The sequence below is a fragment of the Ensifer canadensis genome (assembly GCF_017488845.2).
Classification (GTDB): domain Bacteria; phylum Pseudomonadota; class Alphaproteobacteria; order Rhizobiales; family Rhizobiaceae; genus Ensifer; species Ensifer canadensis.
In genome coordinates this window covers 1,059,896-1,084,353 of record NZ_CP083371.1, presented here as the reverse complement: position 1 = coordinate 1,084,353, position 24,458 = coordinate 1,059,896, and the positions used below count along the sequence as shown (strand labels likewise).

Genomic DNA, 24,458 nt, shown 5'->3' with positions numbered 1-24,458 from the left:
GTTTCCCGCTCAATGAGAAACCCCGACAGAGCAGGCTCTGCCGGGGCAATGTGGGGTCAATCGCCGATACGGGTCAGCCAGTGGCGCGGCTTGTTGTCGGCGCGGATGGTGACGTCGGTCACTTCCTTCGACATCGCCCATGCCATCGGCTGCTGATGCAAGGGGATCATGATGACCTGATCCTTGGCAAACTTCAGCGCTTCGGTCTCGATCGCCAATCGCTTGTCGCGATCCATTTCGACGGCGGCCTTCTTCACCATGGCGTCGAGTTCGGGATAGGACCAGCCGCCATAGTTGGCGACGCCGGCAGCACCTTCGCGGGTCGAAAGCACCTGGATCAGGATCGAGTAGGCATCGAGCGTCGGCTCGTTGGCCCAGCCGATCATAAAGGCATCGGACTTGCCGCCGGCGCGCTTCGGCGCCTGCACGGCGCGCGGACCAATGTCGAGCGTCGGCTTGAGCCCGACACGCGACAGCATCGACACGAGCGCACTGCAGACGTCTTCTTCGTTGACGCTTTCGTCGTTCATGCAGACAAGCGTGAACTCGGTGCCGACGGCGCCTGCTTCTTCCAGGAGCTTCTTAGACAGTTCCGGATCATAGGTGGTCGGCACATCCAGTTCGGCGCTGTAGCCCGGGATCTCAGGCGCAACCATGGTACCGGCCACATGCGACTTGCCGCGCATGACGCGCTTGAAGATCAGCTGACGGTCGATCGCATGATCGATCGCCTGGCGGACCTTGATGTCATTGAAGAAGTTTTCGCGGCCGTCGTTGAGCTTGTCCTTGCGGTTGAAGACCAGGTGGATCGTGCGCAGGTCGGAGCGCTCGACGACCTTGATGTTCGGATCGCTCTTCAGCCGGTCGAGATCCTGCACGGGCGCACCGTCGGTCAGGTCGATCTCGCCCGACAGGAGGGCCGCGACGCGAGTAGCAGCCGACGTGATCGGGGTGAATTCGATGCGGTCGAGATTGTGCTTCGGGGTATCCCACCAGCCGTTATTCTTGACGAGCACGGTCTTGCTGTCAGGCACGCGCGACTCAACGATGAACGGCCCGGTGCCGTTGGTGTGATAGGTGGTGTAACCCTCGACCTTGCCGCCGACATCGGTCGGCAATTCGGACTTGTTCTCGATCAGCCAGTCCTTGTCGAACATGAAGATGTTGGTCATGTCGTTCAGGAACAGCGGGCTTGGCGAATTTACCTCGATATCGACCGTGTAGTCGTCCACCTTCGTGGTGGAGACATAGGCCGGAATGTTGCCACGCAGCGGCGACGTCGGGTGGCTGACGCGAGCCATCGAGGCCATCACGTCGTCGGCGTTGAAATCCGCGCCGTTCTGGAACTTCACGCCCTTGCGCAGGTGGAAACGCCAAACCTTTTCGGAGACCAGCTCCCACTTGGTGGCGAGTGCCGGCTCAACGACGAAATCTGGCGTGTAGCGCGTCAGTCCCTCATAGACGTGATTGAGGAAGGCGAGGTTCGACGTGCTGCCGTAGGAATACGGGTCGAGCGAGAAGATATCCCGCGGGCTGCCCCAGCGCAGCGTTTCGGCCTGTGCCGTCGAGGCGAGAAAGGCGAATGCCAACCCCGCAAGGAGATGCTTTCTCAGTTTCATGTGGTTCCCTCTGTTTTTTCCCATTCGTCGCCGTGCCGTCTACCCGGTCGGTCCGCGATCCCTCGATCACTGGATGGCTGACAGCGCTAGATTTGAAGTTGTTGGCTCTAATGTCAACTATTTTGTCGACAATTATGTTGGCAAGAATTAGCGATCTCGGTTTTACGGGAGAAAACCGTGCGAAATCAGCGATTTCGAAGCGGCGGCTACTTGCAATCGTGACGCGATAAACCGGGCAACAGCCCGCTTTTCAAGGTGGATTGCTGTTGAGGGAGACACAATGAGCCGGCGGCAGCATGATCTTAGCAGGCCGCATGCAGGCAGAAATCTGCGGGTTCTTGCTGCTTCATTGCGTCCAGAACACCAAAACAGCCCGCCCCGTCGCAGTCGGATGACCGGATGGAACGGACTGCTTTTCGTTAGCAACGGCCGGCGGACCGCGAATCGACGGTTGGCTCAGCTCTCGCGGAAGGCTCGGCTGACCTGATCCATCAGCGGCTTGATGAAGTATGAAGCAACGCTTCGTTCCCCGGTGGTAATGAACGTCTCCACCGGCATGCCTGGCATCAGCGAGACATTGCCAAGCCGTTGGATCTCTGCCGGCGTGATCGCGATGCGCGCGACGTAGAAGCTCGCACCCGTCCGCTGGTCGACCGACACATCGGCGGACACCCGCTCGACGGCCCCGACAATTTCCGGCGTCGTCTTCTGGCTGAAGGCGGAGAAACGCAGGATCGCCTTCTGTCCGGAATAGATCTGGTCGATGTCCTGCGGCGCGACCTTGGCCTCCACGACGAGTTTGTCGATATCCGGCACGATCATCATGATCGGCTCGCCCGGAGCGACCACACCACCGACCGTATGGACGGCGAGCTGGTGCACGATGCCGTTCTGCGGCGCGACGATATCGACCCGCTTCAGCTGGTCTTCGGCCGCCACCTTGCGCTCGACATATTCGCCGATGCGGGCATCCATTTCGCGCAGGTCGGTTCCGACCTCCTCGGCCCATTGCTCGTCGACCTGAATGATCTGCAGCGATGTCTCGGCGATCTTCTCGTGCACGCCGGCGACGCCTGCCAGCAGCCTGCCCATCTCGCCATCGATGTCGGTTGCCTGGCGCTCGAGTGCGCTGAGGCGGCTCTTTTCCATCAGCCCCTTGTCATGCAGGAAGGTGTAGCGGCCAAGCTCCTCCTTGATCAAGATCCGCTCGCGGCTACTGGCGGTGCGCTCGGCATCCATGCCGCGGATCTCGTCGTTCAGCTGCTGCACACGCCGCTCCAGTTGCCGCTTCTTGCTCTCGCGCACATCCCTGCGGCTTTCGTAAAGGCGTTGCTCGGCATGCATCATTGCAGCCACATCAGGATCCTCGGCGCGCGACAGCAATGTCTCCGGGAAAACGACACGTTCCGTACGATCGCGTTCGCTCTCCAACCGCGCCTTGCGGGCGGCGAACTGGTCCAGGCTCTTGAGAATGATCGCCAGATTGGCCTTCGTCATCGTCGCGTCGATGCGCATGACGACATCCCCCGCCTTCACGTGATCGCCGTCGCGCACCATGAGTTCGCTGACGACGCCGCCAACGGGATGCTGCACCTTCTTCAGGCTGCTTTCGACAACCACGGATCCTTGAGCGATCACCGCCCCGACGATTTCCGTACCGATCGCCCAACCGCCGAAGAGCCCGACCAGCGTGGCAAATCCGAGCACACCGACGATCAGGTGGGTGCGGATCGAACGTCTGAGTGTCTGCCAATCATCCATGTTCATGCCTTTGCTGCTTCTGCTGATTGCACCACCTTGAGCGCACCCGGATTGGCGGTTGTCTGCCTTAGAACCTTCGAGAGAACTTCGTCCTTCGGGCCGAAAGCCTGCTGGCGGCCGGCGGCAAGCATCAGCACCTTGTCGACGGCAAGCAGCGCGCTCGGGCGGTGGGCAATGACGATGACGATGCCGCCGCGTTCACGGATCCCGAGGATCGCCGAGGTCAGAGCTTCCTCTCCTTCGGAATCGAGGTTTGAATTCGGCTCGTCGAGGATGACGACGAAGGGATCCCGGTAAAGGGCCCTTGCAAGCGCGATCCGTTGCTTCTGGCCGGCGGAAAGCGGGCGGCCATTTTCCCCGACTTCGGTGGAATAGCCCTCCGGCAGGCTGACGATCAGATCGTGAACCCTTGCTGCGCGGGCAGCGGCGATGATGTCGTCGGCCCCAGCAGCGGGATCGAAGGAGGCGATGTTCTCGGCGATGGTGCCGTCGAGCAGCTCGATCGATTGCGGCATGTAGCCGATATGGCGGGCAAGGGCTGCGGCCGGCCATTGGTCCGGCGTGGCACCATCAAGCCGGATCGCGCCGCGCGCCGGATGCCAGATGCCCACGAGCAGACGCGCAAGCGAGCTCTTGCCGGAGCCGCTCGCACCGATGACGCCGAGCCCTGTGCCAGCCTCCAGTGTGAAGGTGACATCCTGCAACACGGCCTCTGTCGTTTCAGGCGGAAGAGCGCTGACGCGTTCGACAGACAGTGCGCGGCTCGGTGCGGGCAGATCCATGCGATCAGGCGCATCGGGCAAAAGCGCCAGCGTTTTTTGCAGGCGTCGGCGGCTTTGGCGAGCACCGATGAAGCCCTTCCAGTTGGCGATCGCCAGATCGACCGGCGCCAGTGCCCGGGCGGACAGGATCGAGCCAGCGATGATAATGCCGGGCGTTGCCTGCTCGTTAATAACGAGCCAGGCGCCGACCGCAAGGATGCCGGACTGCAGCATCATGCGCAGCACCTTGCTCAACACGCCGAATCCCGAGGAAACATCGCTGGCGCGGCGCTGCTCACGCGTAAACGCGCGGTTCTCATCCTGCCAGCGGCGTCTCAGATGCGGGCCCATGCCCATCACCGAGATCACATCGGCATTGCGGCGGCCGCTCTCGGCCATGCGATTGCGCTTGGAAGAATGGCGCGCAGCCTCTTCGACCGGCCGCTGCGAAATGAGCTCCGTCAACAGGGTAATCGCCGCCAGAATGACAGCGCCTGCGAGTGCCGTGACACCCAGCCAGAAATGGAAGGCAAAGCAGATGGCGATATAGAACGGAAGCCAGGGGAGATCGAAGAGCGCGGTCGGCCCGCTGCCCGAGAGAAAGGCCCTGATGGTATCGAGATCGCGCAACGGCTGGGCGTAGCGACCGCTGATCGGCACCTGCAACTGCAGACCGACGATCGCATCGTAGATCCTTGGTGAAAGCGCCTGGTCGAGCCGATCGGCTATGCGCACCAATAATCGGCCACGCAGCGCGTCGAACAGGCCCTGAAACGCGTATAGCACGACAACGATGGCGAGAAGCGCAACAAGCGTCGGCAGGCTTCTGCTCGGAAGCACCCGGTCGTAGACCTCCATCATGAAGAGCGATCCGGTGAGGTAGAGCACGTTGACGACGGCACTCATCAGGCCAATGCCGACGAAGGCACTCGCACAGCCCGCAAACACACCCTTGAACTGGCTGGAATTTCTGTTGGAAGAACTGTCGCGCATGGTCCCTGATCCGTTGAGATCGCGGCGGTAGCAGGCAGGCATCACAAGGAAATGACATGCATGAAGTGGCTGAAGCCTACGCCGCGCGAAAAAGGGGCGCACCGAATAGTGCGCCCCTCGCTTTGGTTAGGCGAAGCGGAAGTCGTCGATGACGAAGTTTTCCGTTTTCACACCGTTGAAGGTGATGGACGACCCATCGTCGAACGCGATCTGTGCACCGGCGTCACCGTCGGTGAAGGCACCGGAGGACATGAGCGCCTGGTAGTCGGCGAACATGTCCTTCGAAAGCACGACCACGTCGTCGCCCTGTGCACCTGCCTGGAAGTCCAGGACCCCGTCGCGACCGTCGCCGGAGGCGAAGACGAAGGTGTCGGCACCCGCACCGCCGGTCAGCACGTCATTGCCCGTGCCGCCGTTCAGCGTGTCATTGCCGGTACCACCGTTGAGCTGGTCATTGCCGGCACTGCCGCTCAGCGCGTCATTGCCAGCGCCGCCCATAAGCACGTCGTTGCCAGCACCACCCTCGACCACATCGTTGCCGTCTCCGGCGACAACGCGGTCATTGCCTGCCCCGGCATCGACCATGTCGTTGCCATCGCCCGCCAGCACCGTGTCGTTGCCGTTGCCGGCCTCGATCATGTCCTTGCGGTCAGTGGCAACCAGCGTGTCGTTGCCGTCGGTGCCTTCGACGACGTTGTACTCGGTGTAGCCGTCGATCTTGATCGAGGCGGTGCCGGTCGATTCCCCACCCTGGGCGTCACGCACGGTGTAGGTGACGGTGACCATGGCGTTCTGCTCGTCTTCCAGAGCCATAAAGGCAGAAGACGGATCGGCGACGAGCTTGCCATCGACGATCGAGAAGGCTGTAGCAGCCTGAGCATTCGTCAGTGTCAGACCGGTCACCGCCGTGACCGCAAAACCGACGAGCGTCAGCCGGTCGCCTTCGATATCGGTATCGTTGGCAACGAGGTCGAAGGTGGCGGTCTCGTTCTCGGCAACGCCGCCGGTATCGGCAACAGCCACCGGTGCATCATTGACCGGCTTGATCGTCACACTGACGGTGCTCTCGCTGCTGCCACCCTTGCCGTCGGACACAACGACGATGAAGCTGTCCGATCCGTTGACATTGGCATTCAGATCGTAGGTCCAGGCGCCGGTTCTGCCATCGAGTGCGACGCTGCCATTGGCGGGCCCAGCGCCCGTCTTGACGGCATAGCTCAGCGTATCGCCATCGATATCGGTTGCCGTGATCGTGCCGCTGATCGACGTATCCTCGTTCGTCTCAATGGTCAGCGACGATGCAACAGGCGCGTCGTTGACCGGCTTGACGACGAAGGTGGCGCCGGCTTCGCTCGAGCCGCCGCGACCGTCGGAGATCTGATAGTGGAAGGAGGCTTCGCCATTGAAGTTGGCGGCGGGCGTGAAGCGAATGCCACCCTCCTCGACGGTGGCGGTACCACCGACGACCGAAGTGACGCCAGTTACCTTCAACTGATCGAGATCGGCATCGCTGTCGTTGGCGAGCAGGCTCGCAAACGGGATGACGAAGGATGGCGCATCCTCATCGATCGGGGCAAGCGTGTCGCTGGCGGCAACCGGACCACGGTTGACGAGGCTGTTGGCGATCGCCGCGCGGTTCATGACCGTGCCATCGGCGAAGGTAACGAGTTCGACACCGCCGCCTGCCAGTTGGCCGTTGAGGGTCAGTTTTTCGCCATTGGCGAATTCGACCTCGACGGCTTCACCGTATTTATGCAGGACGGCTTCGCCGCGGGCGATGTCGTGCAGGACGAGAACGTCGCTATCAGCAGATGCAGCGGCCGTTTCGACGATTTCGTCGGAGCCTTCGCCACGTCCGTAGACGTAAGTATCAGAACCGTCACCGCCGATCAGCGCGTCGTTGCCGGCACCACCTTCGATCAGGTCGTCGCCGAGACCGCCGGCAATAATGTCGGCACCCTCGCCGCCCATCAGCACATCGTTGCCCTTGCCGCCGACAAGCCCGTCACGTCCGGCACCACCCATCAGCGTATCGTCGCCGTCGCCGCCATCGACGCGATCGTCGCCGCCGTTGCCGATGAGGGTGTCGTTGCCACCAAGACCGTAAATCGTCTCGCCGGCTTCACCACCGACCAGCATGTTACGGGTATTGGTGCCGTTGATCACCTGGCCGCCTTCGAGGCCCGATTTCAGATCGACAACCGTCAGATCGTCGAAGGACAATCCGGCATTGCCCCAGGAATAGAGGCCGAAGGTACCAGCATCGAGACCACGGTCGCCGACCGGATAGGCAAAGAGTGCCTCGTCATTGAGGAAGGCGGTGGTCTTGTCGCCGACGACTTCGACGCGCAGCTTCATCGCCTGGCCCGGCTCATATTTGCCCGGAACCTGGGCAAGAATCTCCTCGACCCCGTTCTTCATGCGCACCAAGTTGAAGATGCTGCCAGCACCATTGCCAGGGCTGCGGTCGAGGATGCCATCGGCATCGAGCTCGAGCTTGTAGTAGTTCTTGTTGTCCTTGTAGCGGAACAGGAAGCCGAGGCCGTCCTTGTCAGGCGTCTGGATCGTCGCCTCGACCGCATAGTCGGTCCAGGCAAGTGCTGCCGGATCCTTGAACAAAGCATAAGTGCCGAGACGAAGGACGTTGACGCCGTCGCCAAGCGGGCTCCAGCCACGCTTCCACAGATCCGCGGCAGTTGCCCCGCTCCAAGTCAGTTCGCGGCTCGCAAGCCCCGTCGTCTGTGCCAGCTTTCCGTCGGCAAGCAGCCATTCGGAGGCCTTTCCATCAGGTCCGATGCCGCCAAGCTCGCCCTCATCGACGATGTTGAAGCGCGACAGGGACTGCGGCGACGAGAAGTCTTCGGCAACAAGGATCTTGGTGCGGTCGACAACGGTGATATCGACACGATCGGTCGAGACCGAACCGTCCACAGCCGTCACCTTGAGCAACAGTTTGTTGACGCCGGTGTCGAGATTGACGTTGGCGGTCTTGCCATTGGCAATGACGTTGCCGGCGAGGTCCGTCCAGACGTAGTCGAGCAACTGCTTCGGACCGAACGAGCCGGAGGCGTCAAGCTTGACGGAAGCCTTGCCGTCGCCGTCGATGTCGTAGGTTCGCTGGTCGATGCCGGCTTTTGCCGTCGTATCTGCCCTGGTGACAACGATGTCATCGAAGACCGACGCGCGCTGGCCACTGGAGTAGAGGCCGACGGTGCCGCCACTAAGCGGTGCATTGGCGTCCGTGACCGGTCCAGCAAAGACATTCTTGTCGCCGAGGAAGATGTTGATCGCGCCGCCGGTGACAGCCACGGTCAACGGGATTTCCATATTGTAGGGCGAACCTTCGTTCACCGATGCCAGGATGGTCTCGACGCCGTTGGCCACCTTGACCAGTTGGCGGCGATTGGTTTCGCCATCGAGCGTGAAGCGGTAGTGGTTGTTGGCGTCCTTGTAGTAGAAGAGAACGCCGATCGCGTCGTTGTCGAGCTGGGTCAACGACGCTTCGAAGACGTAGTCCGTCCAGGTAGACGAGCCCTCACCGACGAAGACCAGCTTGTTGCGGGCGGCATCGCTTTGGTCGAAGAGCGCGGCCTCAGGTGCTGCAAGGCCGGCTGCTCCGGTCGGACGCGAGAAGACCGTTCCCTTCAACAGGAAGTTTCCGGTATTGCCGTTGGCCGCACCGATATCGGTTGCCCAGCCGTTGGCATTGCCGTCGTTGAAGGTTTCGACCAACAGAGTGCGATCGCCACGGACAATTACGTCAACGGTGTCGCTGGTCTTGATGCCGTTGAAATCGGTGGTGGTCAGCGTCAGCTTGTGCTTGCCCAGCTCGAGCTCGGCCTTAGCGTCCTTGCCTTCAGCCACCACGTCGCCGTTCTCGTTGGTCCAGACCCAGCTCTTGACGCTTGCCGGCAGCAGCGACTTGGCACCGGAAAGCGCGACATTGGCGGACGAGGCACCCGCAGAAGCGTCAGCGATGATGTCGTCACCGGCTTCAGCCATGGCGCGTGCATTGCCGCCGCTGACGTCAATGTTCTCGAACACTTCCTGGTGGCCACGATAGTAGCCGGTCAGGCCGTCGCGATCGAGTTCCGGCTTGGTGCGGAAGCCGTCTAGGTAGTCGTCGAACCCGGTGAAGTAGGTCTCGGTGGAAATGCGGTTGTTGTCGGGATCGATGGTGATCAGGCGGATGGCGCCGTTGCCACCATTGTTGCCTTTCGCTTCGTTGCCGTTGCCGGTGATCTCGCGCGACACACCATTCTGGTAGTTGACCAGGAACTGGAAGACCGGCTCGCCGTACTGATTGTAGGTGATGTCGGTTTCAGCGCCATCGCCGAAGATGTGACCGGAGAAGGTCATGACGATGTTCGGATAGCGGGCGAGCAGTTCGCGCGAAACATATTCGCCGTCGTTGGCGCCGCGCTGGTCGGTGCGCATGCCGTAGTCGTAGCCTGCACCTTCGTCGTAGAGCGGCAGGGCCAGATTGTCCTGGCGGCCGGCATAGCTCGTCAGCGAGTGGGTGGCGAGCATGACGCGATAATCGGGATGGGCCTCGATGACGTCGCCTGCCCAACGGATCACGTCGTCGCGCGGACCGAACTCGAGCGAGATCGACAGCCACTTGGTGCCATCGGGGGCCGTGAACGTGCTGTAGGTGTTGCGGGCGCTCATCAGCTCCTGATCGTAGGCGCCGCCAAAGGTGCCCGGGCTGGTTTCTGCCTGCTTGTCCGGCGAGAAACGCTGGTCGAGATAGATCGACGAGTGGTCGGCAGCACTGCCGCCATTGGCCTGGTCATGGTTGCCCGGAAGCAGGGCGTAGGGGATCTTGCCGTCGAGCTTGCGAAGGGCAGCTTCGGCGATGTCCCACTGGCCGGACAGGTTGTTCTGGGTGATGTCGCCGACATGGGTCATGAAGACGATGTTGTGGCTCTGGCGATTGTCCAGCAGCCACTGCGTCATGTCGCCGAAGAAGTGCTTGATGCCATCGTTGGACGTGTAGTCCTGCGTATCCGGGAAGACGGCGATCGTATAGGCATTCGCACCGGCGACGCGGACGCGGAAATCATCGCTGACCGCATGGCCGGCGGCGTCGGTTGCCGTCACGCGGACGTCGGAGTGACCGAGCGCTGCGAAGTCCAGCACCAGCTTGTTGCCATTGGTGAGGACGGCATTCAGCACCTCGCCCTTGCTGTTCTGGACGGTGAAGGTCAGGTTTTCACCGGAGAAATGCTGCGACAGGTCGAGCGTCACATTGGCCGCGTCCGGCGTAACCATCATGTCCTTGATGGTAGTGGTCTTGACGACGGAGCCCGGGTTCGGCGTCGTGTCCTGGCCGACGGCCGGAATGCCGGCCGTTGCCGGCGTCGTTGTCGAAACGGTCGTGCCCTCGCCGCTCAAGGAACCCTGGCCGAAGGCCGGCGTGGTCGAGCCTTCACCGAAACGGAACTCGGTGCCGTTGGAAGACAGCGCATCCGTCTTCAGCGCATCAGGAACGATGCCCTCCGGCTTGGCATTGCCGAGCGCCGACAGTTCGGTACCGGTGAGAACCTTTTCGATGAAGAGGAAGTTGCTGAGATAGCCGGAAGACGTTTCGCCGTCTTCGTCGGCGAAGATCAGGAAGCCTTTGGCCTTGTCGATGGTGAAGCGGGCGGCAAGCGTGCCGGTCATCTTCTGTTCGGCGACGAACTCGCCGTTGATGTATTTCTTCATCGAGACGGCGCCGCTGGCGTCCTTGTCGATCGTCAGGCCAATTCGGTTCCAGGCATCGAGCTTGGCGGTGCCGCGATAGTCGCTGTTGATGCCGAGGCCGAAGCTCTCGCCGCCAACCTTGCCGAAGATATCGCCATCAGACGTGTTGGTGACATCCGTCTGCAGGAACGGGATCCAGCCGCTGGAGCCAGCCGACGGGAAGTAGGCGTCGTAGACCAGGCTGTAGGACGAAACATTGCCCGTGCCGCCGGGCGACACGAGAATGCCCTGTTGGGCCTGCACACGCGGGATATTCAGGAGCCAATCGGACGAAGATTGGATCGGAGTCGCTAGCGAATTGGGGGAGGAAGTCATGTCGGCTTTCTCTCTAAAGGTGAACGGGATCGGCTCTTGGCCGTGCGTCACCGTTAGCCGCCACCCTTACCGCGCAGATGACAGTTGCTTAACAAAACGTAAAACGGCCATAGCGTTTTCCGATGGCTGCCATCGGTTTCGCCCACCTCTTAGTGGACCGATCGGTGTGGTCACCGCCGGTGTCATGTGCCTGTCAGCTTTTGCGACAATGATACGCGCGCGGATCCAACAGGCCATGCCCGCAGGCAACAGAACCGGAAGCAATGTCGATCACTCAATTGAAAGCGTTTCACATCGTCGCCCAGTCCGGCGGCTTCTCCCAGGCTGCCCGCGACATGGCGATCAGCCAGTCCACATTGTCCCAGCATGTGCGGGACCTGGAGGCTTTATGCGGGCAGAACCTGCTAGATCGAAAGGCGCGCGGCGTCAGCCTCAGCGCCCATGGCGAGCGCCTGTTCGAAATCACCTCGCGCCTGTTCCAAGCAGAGAAGGAAGCCAACGCCTTCCTGCGTGGCGAGGCCGGCACAACTGGCGGTCATCTGCGTGTTGCCGCCGACGGCCCCATCCTGGCGCTACCGATCCTCTCGCGGTTGAAGATCGATCGACCAAAACTGACATTCTCCCTAGCCGTCGATAATTCCGCCCGTGTGATCGACCAGATCATCGACTATCGCGCCGATGTCGCAATCACCGCGCAGATCCCCGACGACCCGCGCCTCCATGGCGTCCGTTTTCTGAGCATGCGCCTCGGCCTCTGCGTGCCGGCATCCCATCCGTTGGCATCGCGCGACGGCGTCACCATGAAGGAACTCGAAGGTCTCTCCTTCGTCATGCGCGAGCGCGGCTCGCGCACCCGCGAGATCTTCGAGAAGAATCTCGCCGACCACTCCATCTCGATCCATCAGATCGTCGAGATTTCCTCGCGCGAGGGCGTGCGCGAGGCAATCGCCAATGGCGTCGGCTGTGGCGTCGTTGCCGATCTCGAATTCGGCCATGACATCAGGCTCTCGTTCGTGCCGATCGACGACGCGAGAGAGATCATCTACGAGTACGCGATCTGCCTGGCCGAGCGCCGTCATCTGCCGCTGATCCGCGGCTTCCTCGATGAGGCGAGCCGCCTGTTGCCCGAAGTGGGCGACACGTTCAAAACGCCATTGCCTCTGCAGAAAGCGACAACAAAAACAATAGTTTCTGCGTACTTCCTGACACAATAGATTATAGCTTTCGTTCGTTGACGTAACGGCAGCCTCAGAGCTTGGCCGTCGCGCCGAAGCCCGTGAGGAAAGACGTCAGATTGTCGGACAGCGCATCGCAGAGATAGCCGCCCTCCTGAACGATGGCCGTCGGCAAGCCCAAACCGGCGATCGCCGCGCCCATCCTTGCGAAGCCTGATGTCGAGACCGACAGGCCACCGAAGGGATCGCCCTCGAACGCATCGAGCCCGAGTGCCACCACAAGCGCGTCCGGCGCGTAGGCGCGGATCCGGCGGAAGGCGACGTCGAGGGCTGCGAGGAAATCGGCGTCGCCGGACTTGCGCTCGAGCGGCAGATTGAGGTTGTAGCCAAGGCCCGGCCCCTCGCCGCGTTCGTCCGCATGTCCCCAGAAGAAGGGGTAGAAGCGCACGGGATCCGCGTGGATCGAGACCGTCAGCACATCGGAGCGCTGATAGAAGATGCCCTGCGTGCCGTTGCCGTGATGCAGATCGATATCGAGGATCACCACGCGCGACGCGTTCGACAGAAAACGCTGCGCCGCAACGGCGGAGTTGTTGAGGAAGCAGAAGCCGCCAGCAACGTCTGCAAAGGCATGATGACCGGGTGGGCGGCAGAGCGCATAGGCGGCGCGATCCCCAGCCAGCACCGCATCTGCCGCATCGACCGCGCTCCAGGCGCTCCAGCGCACGCTCTCCCAGGTTTCGCCGGAGATCGGGCATGCGGTGTCTGCCATGTGATATCCGGCCTGCCCTACTGCGGAAGCCGGGTATCGGCCATCGCGGGCCAGCGGGTGAATGTTCGGTATCACCTCGTCCGAGGCTTCGGCGATGCGCTGCCAGCGCGCGTAGATATGCTCGAGAAAGTCGAGATATTCGGGCGTGTGCACGGCGGCAATCGGGGCGAGCCCGTGGTCGCGCGGCCGAACGACGGAGCATCCGGCATCACGGGCGCCGATCAGGAGCCTTTCAACCCGTTCGGGCTGCTCCGGGTTCGGCTGCGGCGCCCCGCTCGAAAGGAAAGCCTTCGGGTCGTGTCGCTTCTGTTCCTGTGCGTAGAAGGCTTTCATGCTCTCTCCCGTTCCTGCATCGTCAAGCTTTCAGTCCCTCGGTGAGTGCCACAAAGGCCTCGCCATAGGCGGCATGAGCGCGGTCTTTCGTCTGCCAGGTAATGCCGAGCCGCTGGTAAAGGCGCTGCGCCGGCTCGTTCTCCACATCGACTTCCAGCCGCAGGTAGTCCCCGCCCCGCGCCCTCGACCACGAGGCCACTTCGCGCAGCAGGCGCTCGCCGATACCGAGGCCGCGGAAGCGATCGCCGACATACAGATCCTGCACGAAGACGCCGGGCCGGCCGCGCCAGGTCGAGAAGATCGGAAAGAACAGGCAAAGGCCGGCAAATTCGCTATCCACCTCGGCAATCAGACTACCGAAGGCAGCAGCGGGACCGAAACCGAAGCGGCTGAAGTCCTCGACCGTGCAGGTGACCTTGCCGACCATATCGAGCCCGCGGCCCATCGCCTGGATCGCGCCGTGCATCGCCTCGGCGTCCTCAACCTCACCGGGGCGAATGCGGATATCTGCGGTCTTCCCGTGCGTCGTCGTCACTTCCGTCCCCTTTTCTGCCGATGAGCCTATTGGCATCGATGACGCGCCTGTTGCCGCGGCGTCAGAATGCCACCTGATCTCCGCCTTTGAGGCCGAGAAGATCACGTGCTTCCTTAGGGGTGGCAACCTCCAGCGACAAGGCGTCGAGAACGGCGCGGATGCGTAGAACCTGTTCGGCATTGCTGGTCGCAAGTTGCCCGCGGCCATTGTAAAGGCTGTCCTCCAGCCCCACCCGCACATTGCCGCCCATCGCAGCCGCCATAGTGATCATCGGCATCTGGTGCCGGCCGGCGGCCAGCACCGAGAACGAATAGTCGTCATCGAAAAGCTTGTCGGCGATGCGCTTCATATGCGTCAGGTTCTCCGGATCGGCGCCGATGCCGCCGAGAATGCCAAAGACGAACTGAATGAACAGATGACCGGAGACCAGACCGCGGTCGCGGAAATGCGCCAGCGAATAGAGATGGCCGACATCGTAGCATTCGAATTCGAACCGTGTGCCGCATCCCTGACCGAGCCGGGTGAGGATGAACTCCATGTCGGCAAAGGTGTTCTTGAAGATCGAGCTGCGCGTCGCCTCCAGCAGCTCCGGCTCCCAATCGTGTTTCCACGCCACTGGCTTGTCGAGCGCCGGAAACAGGGCGAAGTTCATGGACCCCATGTTCAGCGAGCACATTTCCGGTTCGGCCCGCAAGGACGCCGCCAAGCGGTCCTCCAGCGCCATCAGCGACGAGCCGCCGGTCGATATGTTGACGATGGCGTCGGTCGACTGCTTGATCCGCGGCAGAAACTGCATGAACAGCGAAGGGTCGGCCGAAGGCCGGCCGTCCACGGGATTTCGCGCATGCAGGTGCAGGATCGAGGCGCCGGCCTCCGCCGCTGCGATTGCTTCCGAAGCGATCTGGTCCGGCGTGATCGGCAAATGGGGCGACATGGTCGGCGTGTGCACCGAGCCCGTCACCGCACAGGTGATGATGACCTTCCTGCGCGACGTCTTGGTTTTCGTCATAATGTCGATCTCAACGGTTGTCGGGAAGATTGAGTTCGGCGGCAAGTTGCTCGAGCACATCGCCGAGAATAGCGACGATCTCGCCGATCTGCTCTCTGGTGATGATCATCGGCGGGCAGACCAGAAAATGATCGCCTTCGACTCCGCCGCGTGTCCGCCGCGAATAGATGATCAGTCCACGCTCATAGGCGAGATCAACGACCCGCTGATGTGCGTTCAATTCCTTCGGCAAGGGCTTCATCGTCTCACGATCAGAAACGAACTCGGCGGCAAGCAACAGACCCTTGCCGCGCACATCGCCAATAAACGGGAACCGCTCGGAAAGCGCGACCAGCTCGGCCTTGAGCGCGTCGCCCATGACGGCTGCATTGTCGATCAGGCCGAGCCGATCGATCTCGTCCAGCACCGCAAGGCCGGCAGCGCAGGCGAGCGGATTGCCGGCATAAGTGAAACCATGCTGGAAACCGCCGGCGTCGAGCACCGGCTGCACCAGCCTCGATGGTGCTGCCATGGCGCCCAGCGGGCAATAGCCTGAGGCAAAGCCTTTCGACAGCGCGATCAGGTCCGGCTTGCAATCCCAATGGTCGCCGCCAAGGAATTTTCCGGTACGACCGGCTCCGCTCATGACCTCGTCATGGATCAAGAGGATACCGTACTTGTCGCAGATTTCGCGGATGCGCTTGTAATAGCTGTCGGGTGCGACCAGGGCGCCAGTCGAGGCGCCGCCGATCGGTTCCATGATGAACGCCAGCACGCTATCAGGGCCTTCGGACTGGATCCTATCCTCCAGCATATCGGCATATTTGATGCCGCGTTGCTCCATCGAGAGATTGTCGCGGTCGAGATAGGCGGTTGGAGCTGGCACTTTCGGCATTTCGCGCATCATCGGCGAGAACGGATCGGAGAGCGCCGCATAGCCGGTGACCGCCAGAGCGCCGAGCGTGCCGCCGTGGTAGGACGGAAACCGCGAAATCACCTTCCAACGGTCCTTCTGGCCGGTCGCAACCGCCCATTGGCGGGCGAGCTTCAGGCAGGATTCGACCGCTTCCGACCCGCCGGAGACGAAGAAGATCTTGTCCATGCCTTCGGGCAGCTTTTCGGCGGCGCGGCGGGCCAATTCTTCCGCCGGTTCGTTTTCGAAGTGAAGACGATAGGCAAAGGTCACGCGATCCATCTGTCGCTTCATTGCCTCGAGCACGTTGCGATTGCCGTGGCCGATATTGACCACCATCGCACCGCTGGAGCCGTCGATCACTCGGCGGCCATCCTGATCCCAGAGATAGATGCCCTCGGCCCGGTCGACCAGCGGCCGGCGGAGACGCGACTGGTAGAACAGGTGTGAAGCGGGCCGTTCATTGGAAGCTGTCGTCTTGAGCATGTCAGGTCTCTGTCAGCGTTTGAGGTAACGGTTAAGAACATTGGCGGTGACGCGCTCGACCATCGCGTCGCCGCGCATCAGGGCGGCAACCCATTCGCAGCTGCCGGCGTGGAACACCTCGCCCTTGCCGCGTGGGAAATTGACGATCATGCCACAGCCGCGCTTGACGCGATCGACTGCCGCCTCTCCGGTGTCGCCGATCAGTGTTTCCGCCACGAACTTAGCGTCCGCGTCGGAGAGGAACTGATCGTCGGCGGGTATATCGGCGCTCTCTTCCTTCAGCGATGACATGCCGAGCGCCAGGATTTCCAGACCATCCGGGGCGCCGCTGTCTTGCGTCGGCTCCGGCAGACCGCCGCGGATGATGTAGTCGAGGCCGTCGACCTCATAACCGAAGGCATGACCTTCGGCGCCGAGGATGTCGCCATAGTAGATACCGGTTCCGGCAAATGCCCAATGCTCCGGACGATAGACCGGAAACCCGCGGGCGCCGCGCGGCGCACAACCGCCCCAGCCGACATAGAGCCCGCGCGTGGCATTGAGCCCGAAGGTCGAAGCGCCGGGGCGGCCGATCTCTGCCGCCTCCCAGGAGCCGGACGTGCGCGTCTGATCGGCGGAACGGTGGGCCGGGTCCTCGGCACGCGAGCGATATTTGTAGCATACCTGCCGCTTGCCGCCGTCCTCCAGCCGCGTCTGCCACATGAAATTGCCGGCAAAGCGGGCGGCGTGGCCGCCCCGCTCGACATAGGTGTCGACCGCGTCGCGCATCTCCCAGGTCCAATATTCGTCGTGACCAACGAAGACGACGCAATCGTAGCCGTCGAGAATTTCCGGATTGAAATGCAATTCATGCTGGGTGGCGAGATCGACAGCATAACCTTCGCGCTCGGCCCAGCGGAAGAAATGACTGTCATAGCTTGCCCAGCCGGACGAGGCATATTTCTTGGAATAGCCGTTGGCATAGGCCCATTCCATGTGCGGGTAGCGTGGCGCCACTGCCATCGGAGAATAGATCTCCAGCGGCACCCGAGGCGCATCGATTGGGAGCTGGACGAAGCCGCGGCAGAACGGCCGCTCGATGCTGACAGTCGTTGCATATTGGTCGCGATTTGGACCGGTGATCCCCTGATAATGGTTCGATCCACCCCAGGTGTTGTAAGACGTCCAGGATCCTGTCGCCGCCACCTGCAGTACGCGGCCCGGCTTGCGGCCGGCCTCGGGGCGCACGATAAACAGATGGTGACAGCGAATGGGCGAACGGTCGCGGCCCTCAGCCGTCAAGGTGACGCGATAGGCACCGGACGACCAGTCCGCGCCCACCTGGAATTCAAGCGTCGTCTCCCAGCCGCAGCCGACCACCGAGCATTGGTCCGGCGTATCCTGCCAGCGGGCGGCAATGCCGCTTCGCTTCATGACCGGTGTTTCGACGGCGCCGTCGCGTACGATCTCCAGTTCGAAGAGGGCTGCGGTCGAACTCACCTGAAGCCGTACCGTTGCACCGGGCGGGTAGGCATAGGCGTCGGTGTAGCACCAGATTTCGCCGCGCTCGCCATCCATCCCGGGGTATTCGAAGTAGTGGCCGAGCACCGCTTCGCGGCGCTGCTCAGGTGTCAGGCCGAAATCGGGGAATTGGTTGCTGGTCATCTTCATCGCATCCATCACGCCGCCAGATATTTCTTGAGGAAAGCCCGCGTGCGGTCCTGTTTCGGTTCGCGGAAAATCTCGGCTGGCGCACCCTGCTCGACGACGACACCGCCATCCATGAACAGCACGCGGTCGGCGACCTCGCCGGCAAAGCGCATCTCATGCGTGACGATCAGCATCGTCATGTGCTCGGCGGCGAGTTGCTTCATCACCGCATTGACCTCGTCGACGAGTTCGGGGTCGAGCGCCGAGGTCGCCTCGTCAAAAAGCATGACCTTCGGCTGCATCGCGAGTGCCCGGGCGATGGCGACACGTTGCTTCTGGCCGCCTGACAGCCGCGAGGGATAGGCGTCGACCTTCTCCGCCAGCCCGACCTTCGACAGAAGCTCGACCGCCAGCTCACGTGCAGCCGCCTTAGCCATGCCCTTCAGGATAATCGGTCCCATCGTGACGTTTTCGATCACCGTCAGGTGCGGGAAGAGATTGAAGTGCTGGAACACCATGCCCATCTGCTGGCGCACCGCGTTGATGTGGCGCTCGAAGGCCTGGCCGCGCAGGCTCTGGTTGACCTGGACGCCGTCGAGCCACACCTCGCCGCCGTTCAGCGTTTCGAGATGATTGATCGAACGCAGCAGCGTGCTCTTGCCGGAGCCGCTCGGGCCGATGATCGCAACGATCTGCCCCCGGGCAACCGACAAGTCTATGCCCTTCAGGACTTGAAGCTCGCCATAGGCCTTGCGAGCACTCTTGACTTCGACCATGGGTCGCTGGGCGGTCATCGTGATACCTCCACGTTCTGTTCGACCCGGCGCAGACCCGCTTCGAGCACGAGGTTTAGGATGTAATAGAGTGCGGCGACCGTGATGTAGAATTCGAACGGCCGGAAGGTTTCGCTGATCGCCAGCTGCGCAGCATGAACCAGCTCGGCAATGCCGATGATCGACACCAGCGAGGACTCCTTCAACAGCACGATCAGGTTGTTGCCCATGGCCGGAATGGTGTTGCGCACGGCCTGCGGCACGACGAAGTAGCGCAGCGTCTGAAAACGGCCGAAACCGAGGCTGCGCGCGCCTTCTGTCTGCCCGACATCCACTGCCACGATCCCGGCGCGCAGAATGTCGGCGTTATAGACGGCAAAGTGCAGGCCGAGACCGATGATGCCGGCGACAAGTGCCGGGATCTTGAACCCCAGTTGCCCCAGCCCGTAGTAGATCAGGAACAGTTGTAACAGCAGCGGTGTGCCCATGAAGAGCCACATGAAGGCGCGCACCGGCAAGGCCACCGCCTTCGGCGCATAGAGAACAACCAGGGCAAAAACGACGCCGAAGATGAAGCTGATGGCCGCTGCGGAGACAGTAAGGACGACAGTCCACCAGACCCCCATCCAGAGGATATCGGCATAGGGCGGGACGACGCTGAAATCGAGACCTTGCATGCGCGCCTCCCCCTCAGGCTATGGCGTAGCGTCGGTCAAGCAGATCGACGATCCGCGCGACGACATAGACGATGAGCATGTAGAGCACGGCGGCAACGCCGAAGATCTCGAACGGCTTGTAGGTCGAGCCGATGTAGCGTTGGGCCGTGTAGGTGAGTTCGACAACGGATATCGTCGATACCAGCGCCGATCCCTTCACCAGAGCCACGGCGTTGACGCCGAGCGGGCGGATCATCAACCGTGCGGCCTGCGGCAGCACCACCTTGCGCATCGTCTGGAACCGGCTGAAGCCGATCGAGCGGGCAGCTTCGGTCTGGCCGCGGTCGACCGACTGGATCGCGCCGCGGATGGCTTCGGCCATATAGGCGCCGATATTGAGCCCAAGCCCGATCACGCCGGCGGCGAACGGCTCGAGATTGATGCCGATCTGCGGCCCGCCGAAATAGAGGACGAAAAGCTGGATCAGGCAGGGCGTGCCGCGAAACAGGCTGACATAGGCAGAACCAAAGACGCGCAAAGGCCAAGAGCGCGACATCTTCGCCGCCGCCACGAGAAAGGCGACGACAAGCCCAAGCGCCAGCGAAAGCGCCGATATCTCGATCGTTATCCACGCCGCTTCCACGAAGAACGGGAAGACGCGCTGCACCAGCGAAAAGTCCATTGGAAAACTCCGGGGGGAGAACGCGACGATCTCCGGCCGCTGCCGTCAATGGGCGGCCGGAGACGGTAGAAGCCAGCGATCAGCGGATGTCGCTGCCGACCCATTCCATCGAAATCTTCTCGTAGGAGCCGTCCGCCAGCATATCCTCGAGCGCCTTCTGCATAGCAGCCTTCAGCTCCGGATTGTTCTTGCGGATGGCAATACCGATGGCGACGCTGCCGCCTTCGATGTCAGGCGTTTCCAGACGGCGAACCTTCTCACCGGTTTCCTTGACGGCCACCATGACCGGAATGTTGTCGACGACGATCGCATCGACCCGGCCGCTCTTCAGTTCCATCATCAGCTCGGGCAGGCCCTTGTAGGTGCGCACGTCCCAGCCACCTTGCTCACGGGCCCATTTCTCATGGGTTTCCCCGAGCGTGACGCCGAGCGTCTTGCCCTTGAGTTCGTCGAGCTTCTGAACGGCGGAGGCTTCGGCGACGAACACCGCGCGGCCGGCGTGATAATACGGGCCGACGAAATCGACGACCTTCTCACGCTCGGGCGTGATCGTCATGGATCCGACGACGGTATCGTATTTGTTGGCGAGCAGGCCTGCGATGATGCCGTCCCAAGCCGTCGTCACCAGAGTGCCCTTGACGCCGACGCGCTCTGCAATCGCCTGGCCGATCGAGGCATCGAAGCCGACAACCTGGTTCTGTTCATTGACGAAGTTGAAGGGCGGATACTGCCCGCTCATCGCGATCTTCAGTTCACCCGCAGACTTCACCGCTTCGAGGTCGTCAGCGCGCACCGAAACGGCGGAGAAGGTTGCGGCAATGGTGAGCGTAGCGGCCAAAAGGCCGGAGAAAATGGTCTTCATGAAATGTTCCTTGCTCCTCTGGATGAATGCGCCTTCTCGTGCGCTTGGGACGGGCATCGAGGCGCCTTCCGAATTTCATGATTGCCTTTGCATCAGCATTGCGCAAATAGATAATGGGAATAGAAGGCATAGATTTCAGGAATGGTCACACCTCGATCCGAACGGCTCGTCTGGGAGCTCGATTGGAACCTTCTGCGCACCTTCGTGGTGATCGCCGAGGTCAAAAGCATCACGCGCGCCGCGGAACGGCTGAACCTGAAACAGCCGAGCGTCAGCAACGCGTTGAAGCGGCTGGAGGACCGTGTCGGGCGTCGGCTCGTCGAACGGGATGCGACGCGTTTCGACCTGACGGAAGTCGGCCAACTTCTCTACGAGCAGGCGGTCGAAGTCTTCGGGACCATATCCCAGCTGCCGCAATTGGTGCGCGGGGTCAGCGACGACGTGACCGGGCATGTGACGATCGCCGTCGCCAGCCATGTGGTGTCACCGATCTTCGACCGGGCGCTGATGGAATTTCATCGCAACTATCCGCGCGCGACACTGAACATCTCGGTGGCCGCAAGCGGCGAAGTCACCCGTCAGGTGCGGGAGAAACGGGCATCGTTCGGCCTCTGCCTTGTCAGCGTCCGCGACCCGGCGCTCGACTACCTCTTGGTCTTTCGCGAGTTCTTCGGCTTCTTCTGCGGTCCGCACCATCGGCTGTTCGGCAGGGAAGGATTGAAACTTGCTGACCTCAAGGGGGAGACCTCGGTGTCGTTCCACACCGACCATATCGCTGATGCATTGCGGCCCGTTGCGCTTCTGCGTAGCGAGGCCAAGCTCAATGCCAACGTCGTTGGCGTTTCTTCAAGCCTTGAAGAAGTTCGCCGGATGATTGTCGCCGGCCTCGGCGTCGGTCCCTTGCCGCTGCATGTGGCACGCCGCGACGTGGCCGATGGTGTGTTGTGGCGGCTGCCACCCTATGAAGCACCGCCGGCGATCGACATCTTCCTGCTGACGAACCCCGACAAGGCCTTGAACCGTGCAGAAAAGGCATTGCTTGCCGGGCTGCAGATGTTGATCGCCGAAACCCCTGTCGAAGAGCGGATCTATACGGACTGACGACGGACCGCGGGCGGCAGATCACGCTTGAAGCAATGCCTCCGCGCGTGCGCGTGCCGCCGGCTCCAGCGCCATTGCCGTGCGCGCCGAAAGATCGAAGCGAACGGTCACCGTTCGGTTGACGGCGTGAACAACATCATCAAGCGTGCCTGACATGATCTGCTCGAAGGTCACGGAGGAACGGCCCAGCTTGACCACCCGCGAGCGAATGGTGAGTAGGGTGCCTGCCTTCGTCTCGTGTTTGTATTCCACTTCCGACCGCACGTCGGCCCAGCCCCTGCCCGGCTCGCCTTCAACCTCGATCCCGGCAATATGACCAAGCAGCTGGAAGCTGGCATCATCGAACATCGCCGCATAGTGGCGAACGTTCATATGCCCCATCGTGTCGCACATCCACGGATGTGCGACGCCGACATAGGTGGTCAAAGGCTGACTTGGCATCGATGGACCCCGCTGATGGATATGCCTGGACAGAACGGCTGAGAGATAGCGGATGACGAAGCCGCCTGTCCATGCCGTGCCATCATCGACCGCTCCTGCAATCAGCGCGGACAAGTACCGAAATATCGGTGGGTAAGCGCCGGCCGTGCAACCACGCCTACTAGGCGCCCGCCCGCGACCTCCCTAGGCTGACCTCCTTTGACGGACTGGGAAATCTGCAAGGAGCATGATCGTGAAAGTATATCTGGCCGGGCCTGAAGTGTTCCTGAGCAATGCCGTGGAGATCCAGGCACAGAAGGCCGAACTTGCCCGTGCGGCCGGCTTCACGCCACTCGTGCCGGGCGACCTGGAAATTCCGCCGGCCGAAACCAAGCATGCACGCGGCGTTGCGATCTATGGCGTGGATGAAGGCATGATGCTGGCCAGCGACATGATCATCGCCAATCTGACGCCGTTTCGCGGCATCAGCGCCGATGTCGGCACGGTTTTCGAGCTCGGCTTCATGTGCGGCCGTGGCCGCCATGTCTATGCCTACACCAACACGTCGCGCAGCTATTACGACCGCATCCTCCACGGCCATTACGGCGGCAAGGCCGGCACGCGCCCGGACGGCCGCATGGCTGGACAGGACGGGTTGAGCATCGAGGATTTCGATATGGCCGACAATCTGATGCTCGATGGCGGCATCCTGGCGCGCGGCGGAACCTTCATAAAGCGCGAGGTGGCCGAAGCCGACCGGCTGACCGATCTTGAGGCATTCAAGCAATGCCTGGCGATTGCCGCCAAGCAACATCTCCGTTGAGATCGATCCCGTTCAGTCGACCGGGCACGGCCAATTGGCTGGAGTAGATAGCCCGGCCGGCAGTTTGGTGGCGCTGTCGCCGCATGTCAGGTTAACCTGCTCCTGCTCGAGCCCGGTTGCGGCCGACAAGTCCACCCCTTCGATGCGCGTCAGGAACATGAACGCATCGGTGAAGTCGATCGGGCCCTCGAAGCTAGAGCCGCTGAAAGTGGCGCGCGACAGATTGGCCATCGGGAAACGCGTGCCCGTGATCACCGCTTTTTCGAAGTTGGCGCGCCCGAGCTCGGCCTTCTCGAAGTCGGCGCCCGTCAATTTGGCTCCTGTGAAATTCGTTCGCTGCAGTTCGGAACTGTTGAATGAAGCGCCTTCCGCCGAGATGCCGGCAAAACTGGTTCGGTAGGCTTCAACCTTGGCGAAATTCGCCTTATCGGCCCTGGCGCCGGCCAATGACGAACGCACCAGCGTCGCCTTCTCCAGGTTTGCGGCCGTGAGATTCGCGCCCCTCAGATCCGTCAGGGTGAAATCAGTGTTGACCAGTTTCCCACCCTCGAGATCGATCCCGCCAAGCATCAGCAGCTTCTTGTTGCAATCGCTCCAGTCAGCGCCCGGCGCCGATGGATCCTTGCAGTTCGCCGCATAGGCAAGGTTCGAGAGCGCCAGCGTCACAAGAAATGCAGAGAGGCCGATAGCCGACCGTTTGCCACAGGCGCGAATGGCGCGTTTGATCCCGATTGTGTCGCTAAACCCACCCTCCCCGGTTGCGACAAACGAACGAATGGGCTTCGGCTTTGGGATATGCATGGCGCTGCTCCACGGCCCCTTGGGATGGACCGGTTCTGTTGCATTTCTCGTTTGCAGGCTTCGTCGGCGAAAACGACCATACAAAGCGCGCGTCACGGCTTAAGCGTATGACATTGTTGCCCTTCGCGCAAATGACAGCCACGCGATATGACAAACAAGATTTGCCTTGAGCGGGAAAAAGACTGAAACCTATCAGCCTCGGCAGCAACCCAGGCGACGATGGGCTACCGTCGCACGGCGAGCAATCAAGACGAATGCAACCAAATGCCTGCATCGAACGCTCAACTGTCGAGCGCCGGGTAGGTTGAATGT

Annotated in this window: 18 protein-coding genes; 3 read left to right on the top strand and 15 right to left on the bottom strand. The window is 61.7% G+C overall.

The window, feature by feature from the left end; all coding sequences use genetic code 11:
* Positions 1-56: 56 nt before the first annotated feature.
* The 4 genes from J3R84_RS24750 to J3R84_RS38620 form a co-directional block, all read right to left on the bottom strand.
* Positions 57-1,619 carry an ABC transporter substrate-binding protein gene (locus J3R84_RS24750; RefSeq protein WP_025428827.1) on the bottom strand — a complete coding sequence of 521 codons (1,563 nt, stop codon included), beginning with the start codon at positions 1,617-1,619 and terminating at the stop codon, positions 57-59.
* Positions 1,620-2,075: 456 nt separating this feature from the next.
* Positions 2,076-3,380 carry an HlyD family type I secretion periplasmic adaptor subunit gene (locus J3R84_RS24745; RefSeq protein WP_038578260.1) on the bottom strand — a complete coding sequence of 435 codons (1,305 nt, stop codon included), beginning with the start codon at positions 3,378-3,380 and terminating at the stop codon, positions 2,076-2,078.
* A 2-nt stretch (positions 3,381-3,382) separates the two neighbouring features.
* Positions 3,383-5,134 (bottom strand): type I secretion system permease/ATPase, encoded by a 1,752-nt coding sequence (locus J3R84_RS24740; protein ID WP_113569058.1) that lies wholly within the window; start codon positions 5,132-5,134, stop codon positions 3,383-3,385.
* Between the two features lie 126 nt (positions 5,135-5,260).
* Complete coding sequence (locus J3R84_RS38620; RefSeq protein WP_272502210.1) at positions 5,261-11,125, bottom strand: Ig-like domain-containing protein; 5,865 nt, start codon at positions 11,123-11,125, stop codon at positions 5,261-5,263.
* A gap of 335 nt (positions 11,126-11,460) precedes the next feature.
* Here J3R84_RS38620 and J3R84_RS24720 point away from each other — a divergent pair, with 335 nt between their 5' ends.
* The gene (locus J3R84_RS24720) at positions 11,461-12,411 is read left to right on the top strand and encodes a LysR substrate-binding domain-containing protein (RefSeq protein ID WP_203528744.1); all 951 of its coding nucleotides are present in this window, start codon (positions 11,461-11,463) and stop codon (positions 12,409-12,411) included.
* Positions 12,412-12,445: 34 nt separating this feature from the next.
* Here the strand turns inward: J3R84_RS24720 and J3R84_RS24715 are convergent, their stop codons facing one another.
* The 9 genes from J3R84_RS24715 to J3R84_RS24675 all read right to left on the bottom strand — a co-directional run bounded on the left by J3R84_RS24715 (position 12,446) and on the right by J3R84_RS24675 (position 21,001).
* Positions 12,446-13,477, bottom strand: coding sequence for a histone deacetylase family protein (locus J3R84_RS24715; RefSeq protein WP_107027967.1), 1,032 nt, complete (start codon positions 13,475-13,477; stop codon positions 12,446-12,448).
* A gap of 22 nt (positions 13,478-13,499) precedes the next feature.
* A complete protein-coding gene (locus J3R84_RS24710) occupies positions 13,500-13,943 on the bottom strand; it encodes a GNAT family N-acetyltransferase (protein ID WP_113569078.1) in 444 nt (147 codons plus the stop codon).
* A 130-nt stretch (positions 13,944-14,073) separates the two neighbouring features.
* Positions 14,074-15,021, bottom strand: coding sequence for a 3,5-dioxohexanoate:acetyl-CoA acetone transferase (gene kce, locus J3R84_RS24705; protein ID WP_113569055.1), 948 nt, complete (start codon positions 15,019-15,021; stop codon positions 14,074-14,076).
* 10 nt (positions 15,022-15,031) lie between these two features.
* Positions 15,032-16,399: an aminotransferase family protein gene (locus J3R84_RS24700; RefSeq protein WP_057224301.1), complete on the bottom strand. Its 1,368-nt coding sequence runs from the start codon at positions 16,397-16,399 to the stop codon at positions 15,032-15,034.
* Positions 16,400-16,411: 12 nt separating this feature from the next.
* Positions 16,412-18,049: a N,N-dimethylformamidase beta subunit family domain-containing protein gene (locus J3R84_RS24695; RefSeq protein WP_113569077.1), complete on the bottom strand. Its 1,638-nt coding sequence runs from the start codon at positions 18,047-18,049 to the stop codon at positions 16,412-16,414.
* An 8-nt stretch (positions 18,050-18,057) separates the two neighbouring features.
* Positions 18,058-18,822, bottom strand: coding sequence for an amino acid ABC transporter ATP-binding protein (locus J3R84_RS24690; RefSeq protein WP_057224299.1), 765 nt, complete (start codon positions 18,820-18,822; stop codon positions 18,058-18,060).
* Entirely contained in the window at positions 18,819-19,478 is a 660-nt protein-coding gene (locus J3R84_RS24685; RefSeq protein ID WP_057224297.1) for an amino acid ABC transporter permease, read from the bottom strand. The genes J3R84_RS24690 and J3R84_RS24685 overlap by 4 nt, the downstream gene beginning before the upstream one ends.
* 13 nt (positions 19,479-19,491) lie before the next feature.
* Complete coding sequence (locus tag J3R84_RS24680; protein WP_057206385.1) at positions 19,492-20,139, bottom strand: amino acid ABC transporter permease; 648 nt, start codon at positions 20,137-20,139, stop codon at positions 19,492-19,494.
* Positions 20,140-20,218: 79 nt separating this feature from the next.
* Entirely contained in the window at positions 20,219-21,001 is a 783-nt protein-coding gene (locus J3R84_RS24675) for an ABC transporter substrate-binding protein (RefSeq protein WP_025428840.1), read from the bottom strand.
* 141 nt (positions 21,002-21,142) lie between these two features.
* Between J3R84_RS24675 and J3R84_RS24670 the strand changes: the two genes are divergently transcribed.
* On the top strand, positions 21,143-22,102 hold the full coding sequence (locus J3R84_RS24670; protein WP_057214440.1) for a LysR family transcriptional regulator: 960 nt from the start codon (positions 21,143-21,145) through the stop codon (positions 22,100-22,102).
* 21 nt (positions 22,103-22,123) lie between these two features.
* Here the strand turns inward: J3R84_RS24670 and J3R84_RS24665 are convergent, their stop codons facing one another.
* The gene (locus J3R84_RS24665) at positions 22,124-22,657 is read right to left on the bottom strand and encodes an acyl-CoA thioesterase (protein WP_225968510.1); all 534 of its coding nucleotides are present in this window, start codon (positions 22,655-22,657) and stop codon (positions 22,124-22,126) included.
* 112 nt (positions 22,658-22,769) lie between these two features.
* Between J3R84_RS24665 and J3R84_RS24660 the strand changes: the two genes are divergently transcribed.
* Entirely contained in the window at positions 22,770-23,345 is a 576-nt protein-coding gene (locus J3R84_RS24660; RefSeq protein WP_057206378.1) for a nucleoside 2-deoxyribosyltransferase, read from the top strand.
* A gap of 12 nt (positions 23,346-23,357) precedes the next feature.
* Here the strand turns inward: J3R84_RS24660 and J3R84_RS24655 are convergent, their stop codons facing one another.
* Positions 23,358-24,032 carry a pentapeptide repeat-containing protein gene (locus J3R84_RS24655; protein ID WP_373688547.1) on the bottom strand — a complete coding sequence of 225 codons (675 nt, stop codon included), beginning with the start codon at positions 24,030-24,032 and terminating at the stop codon, positions 23,358-23,360.
* Between the last annotated feature and the right edge of the window lie 426 nt (positions 24,033-24,458).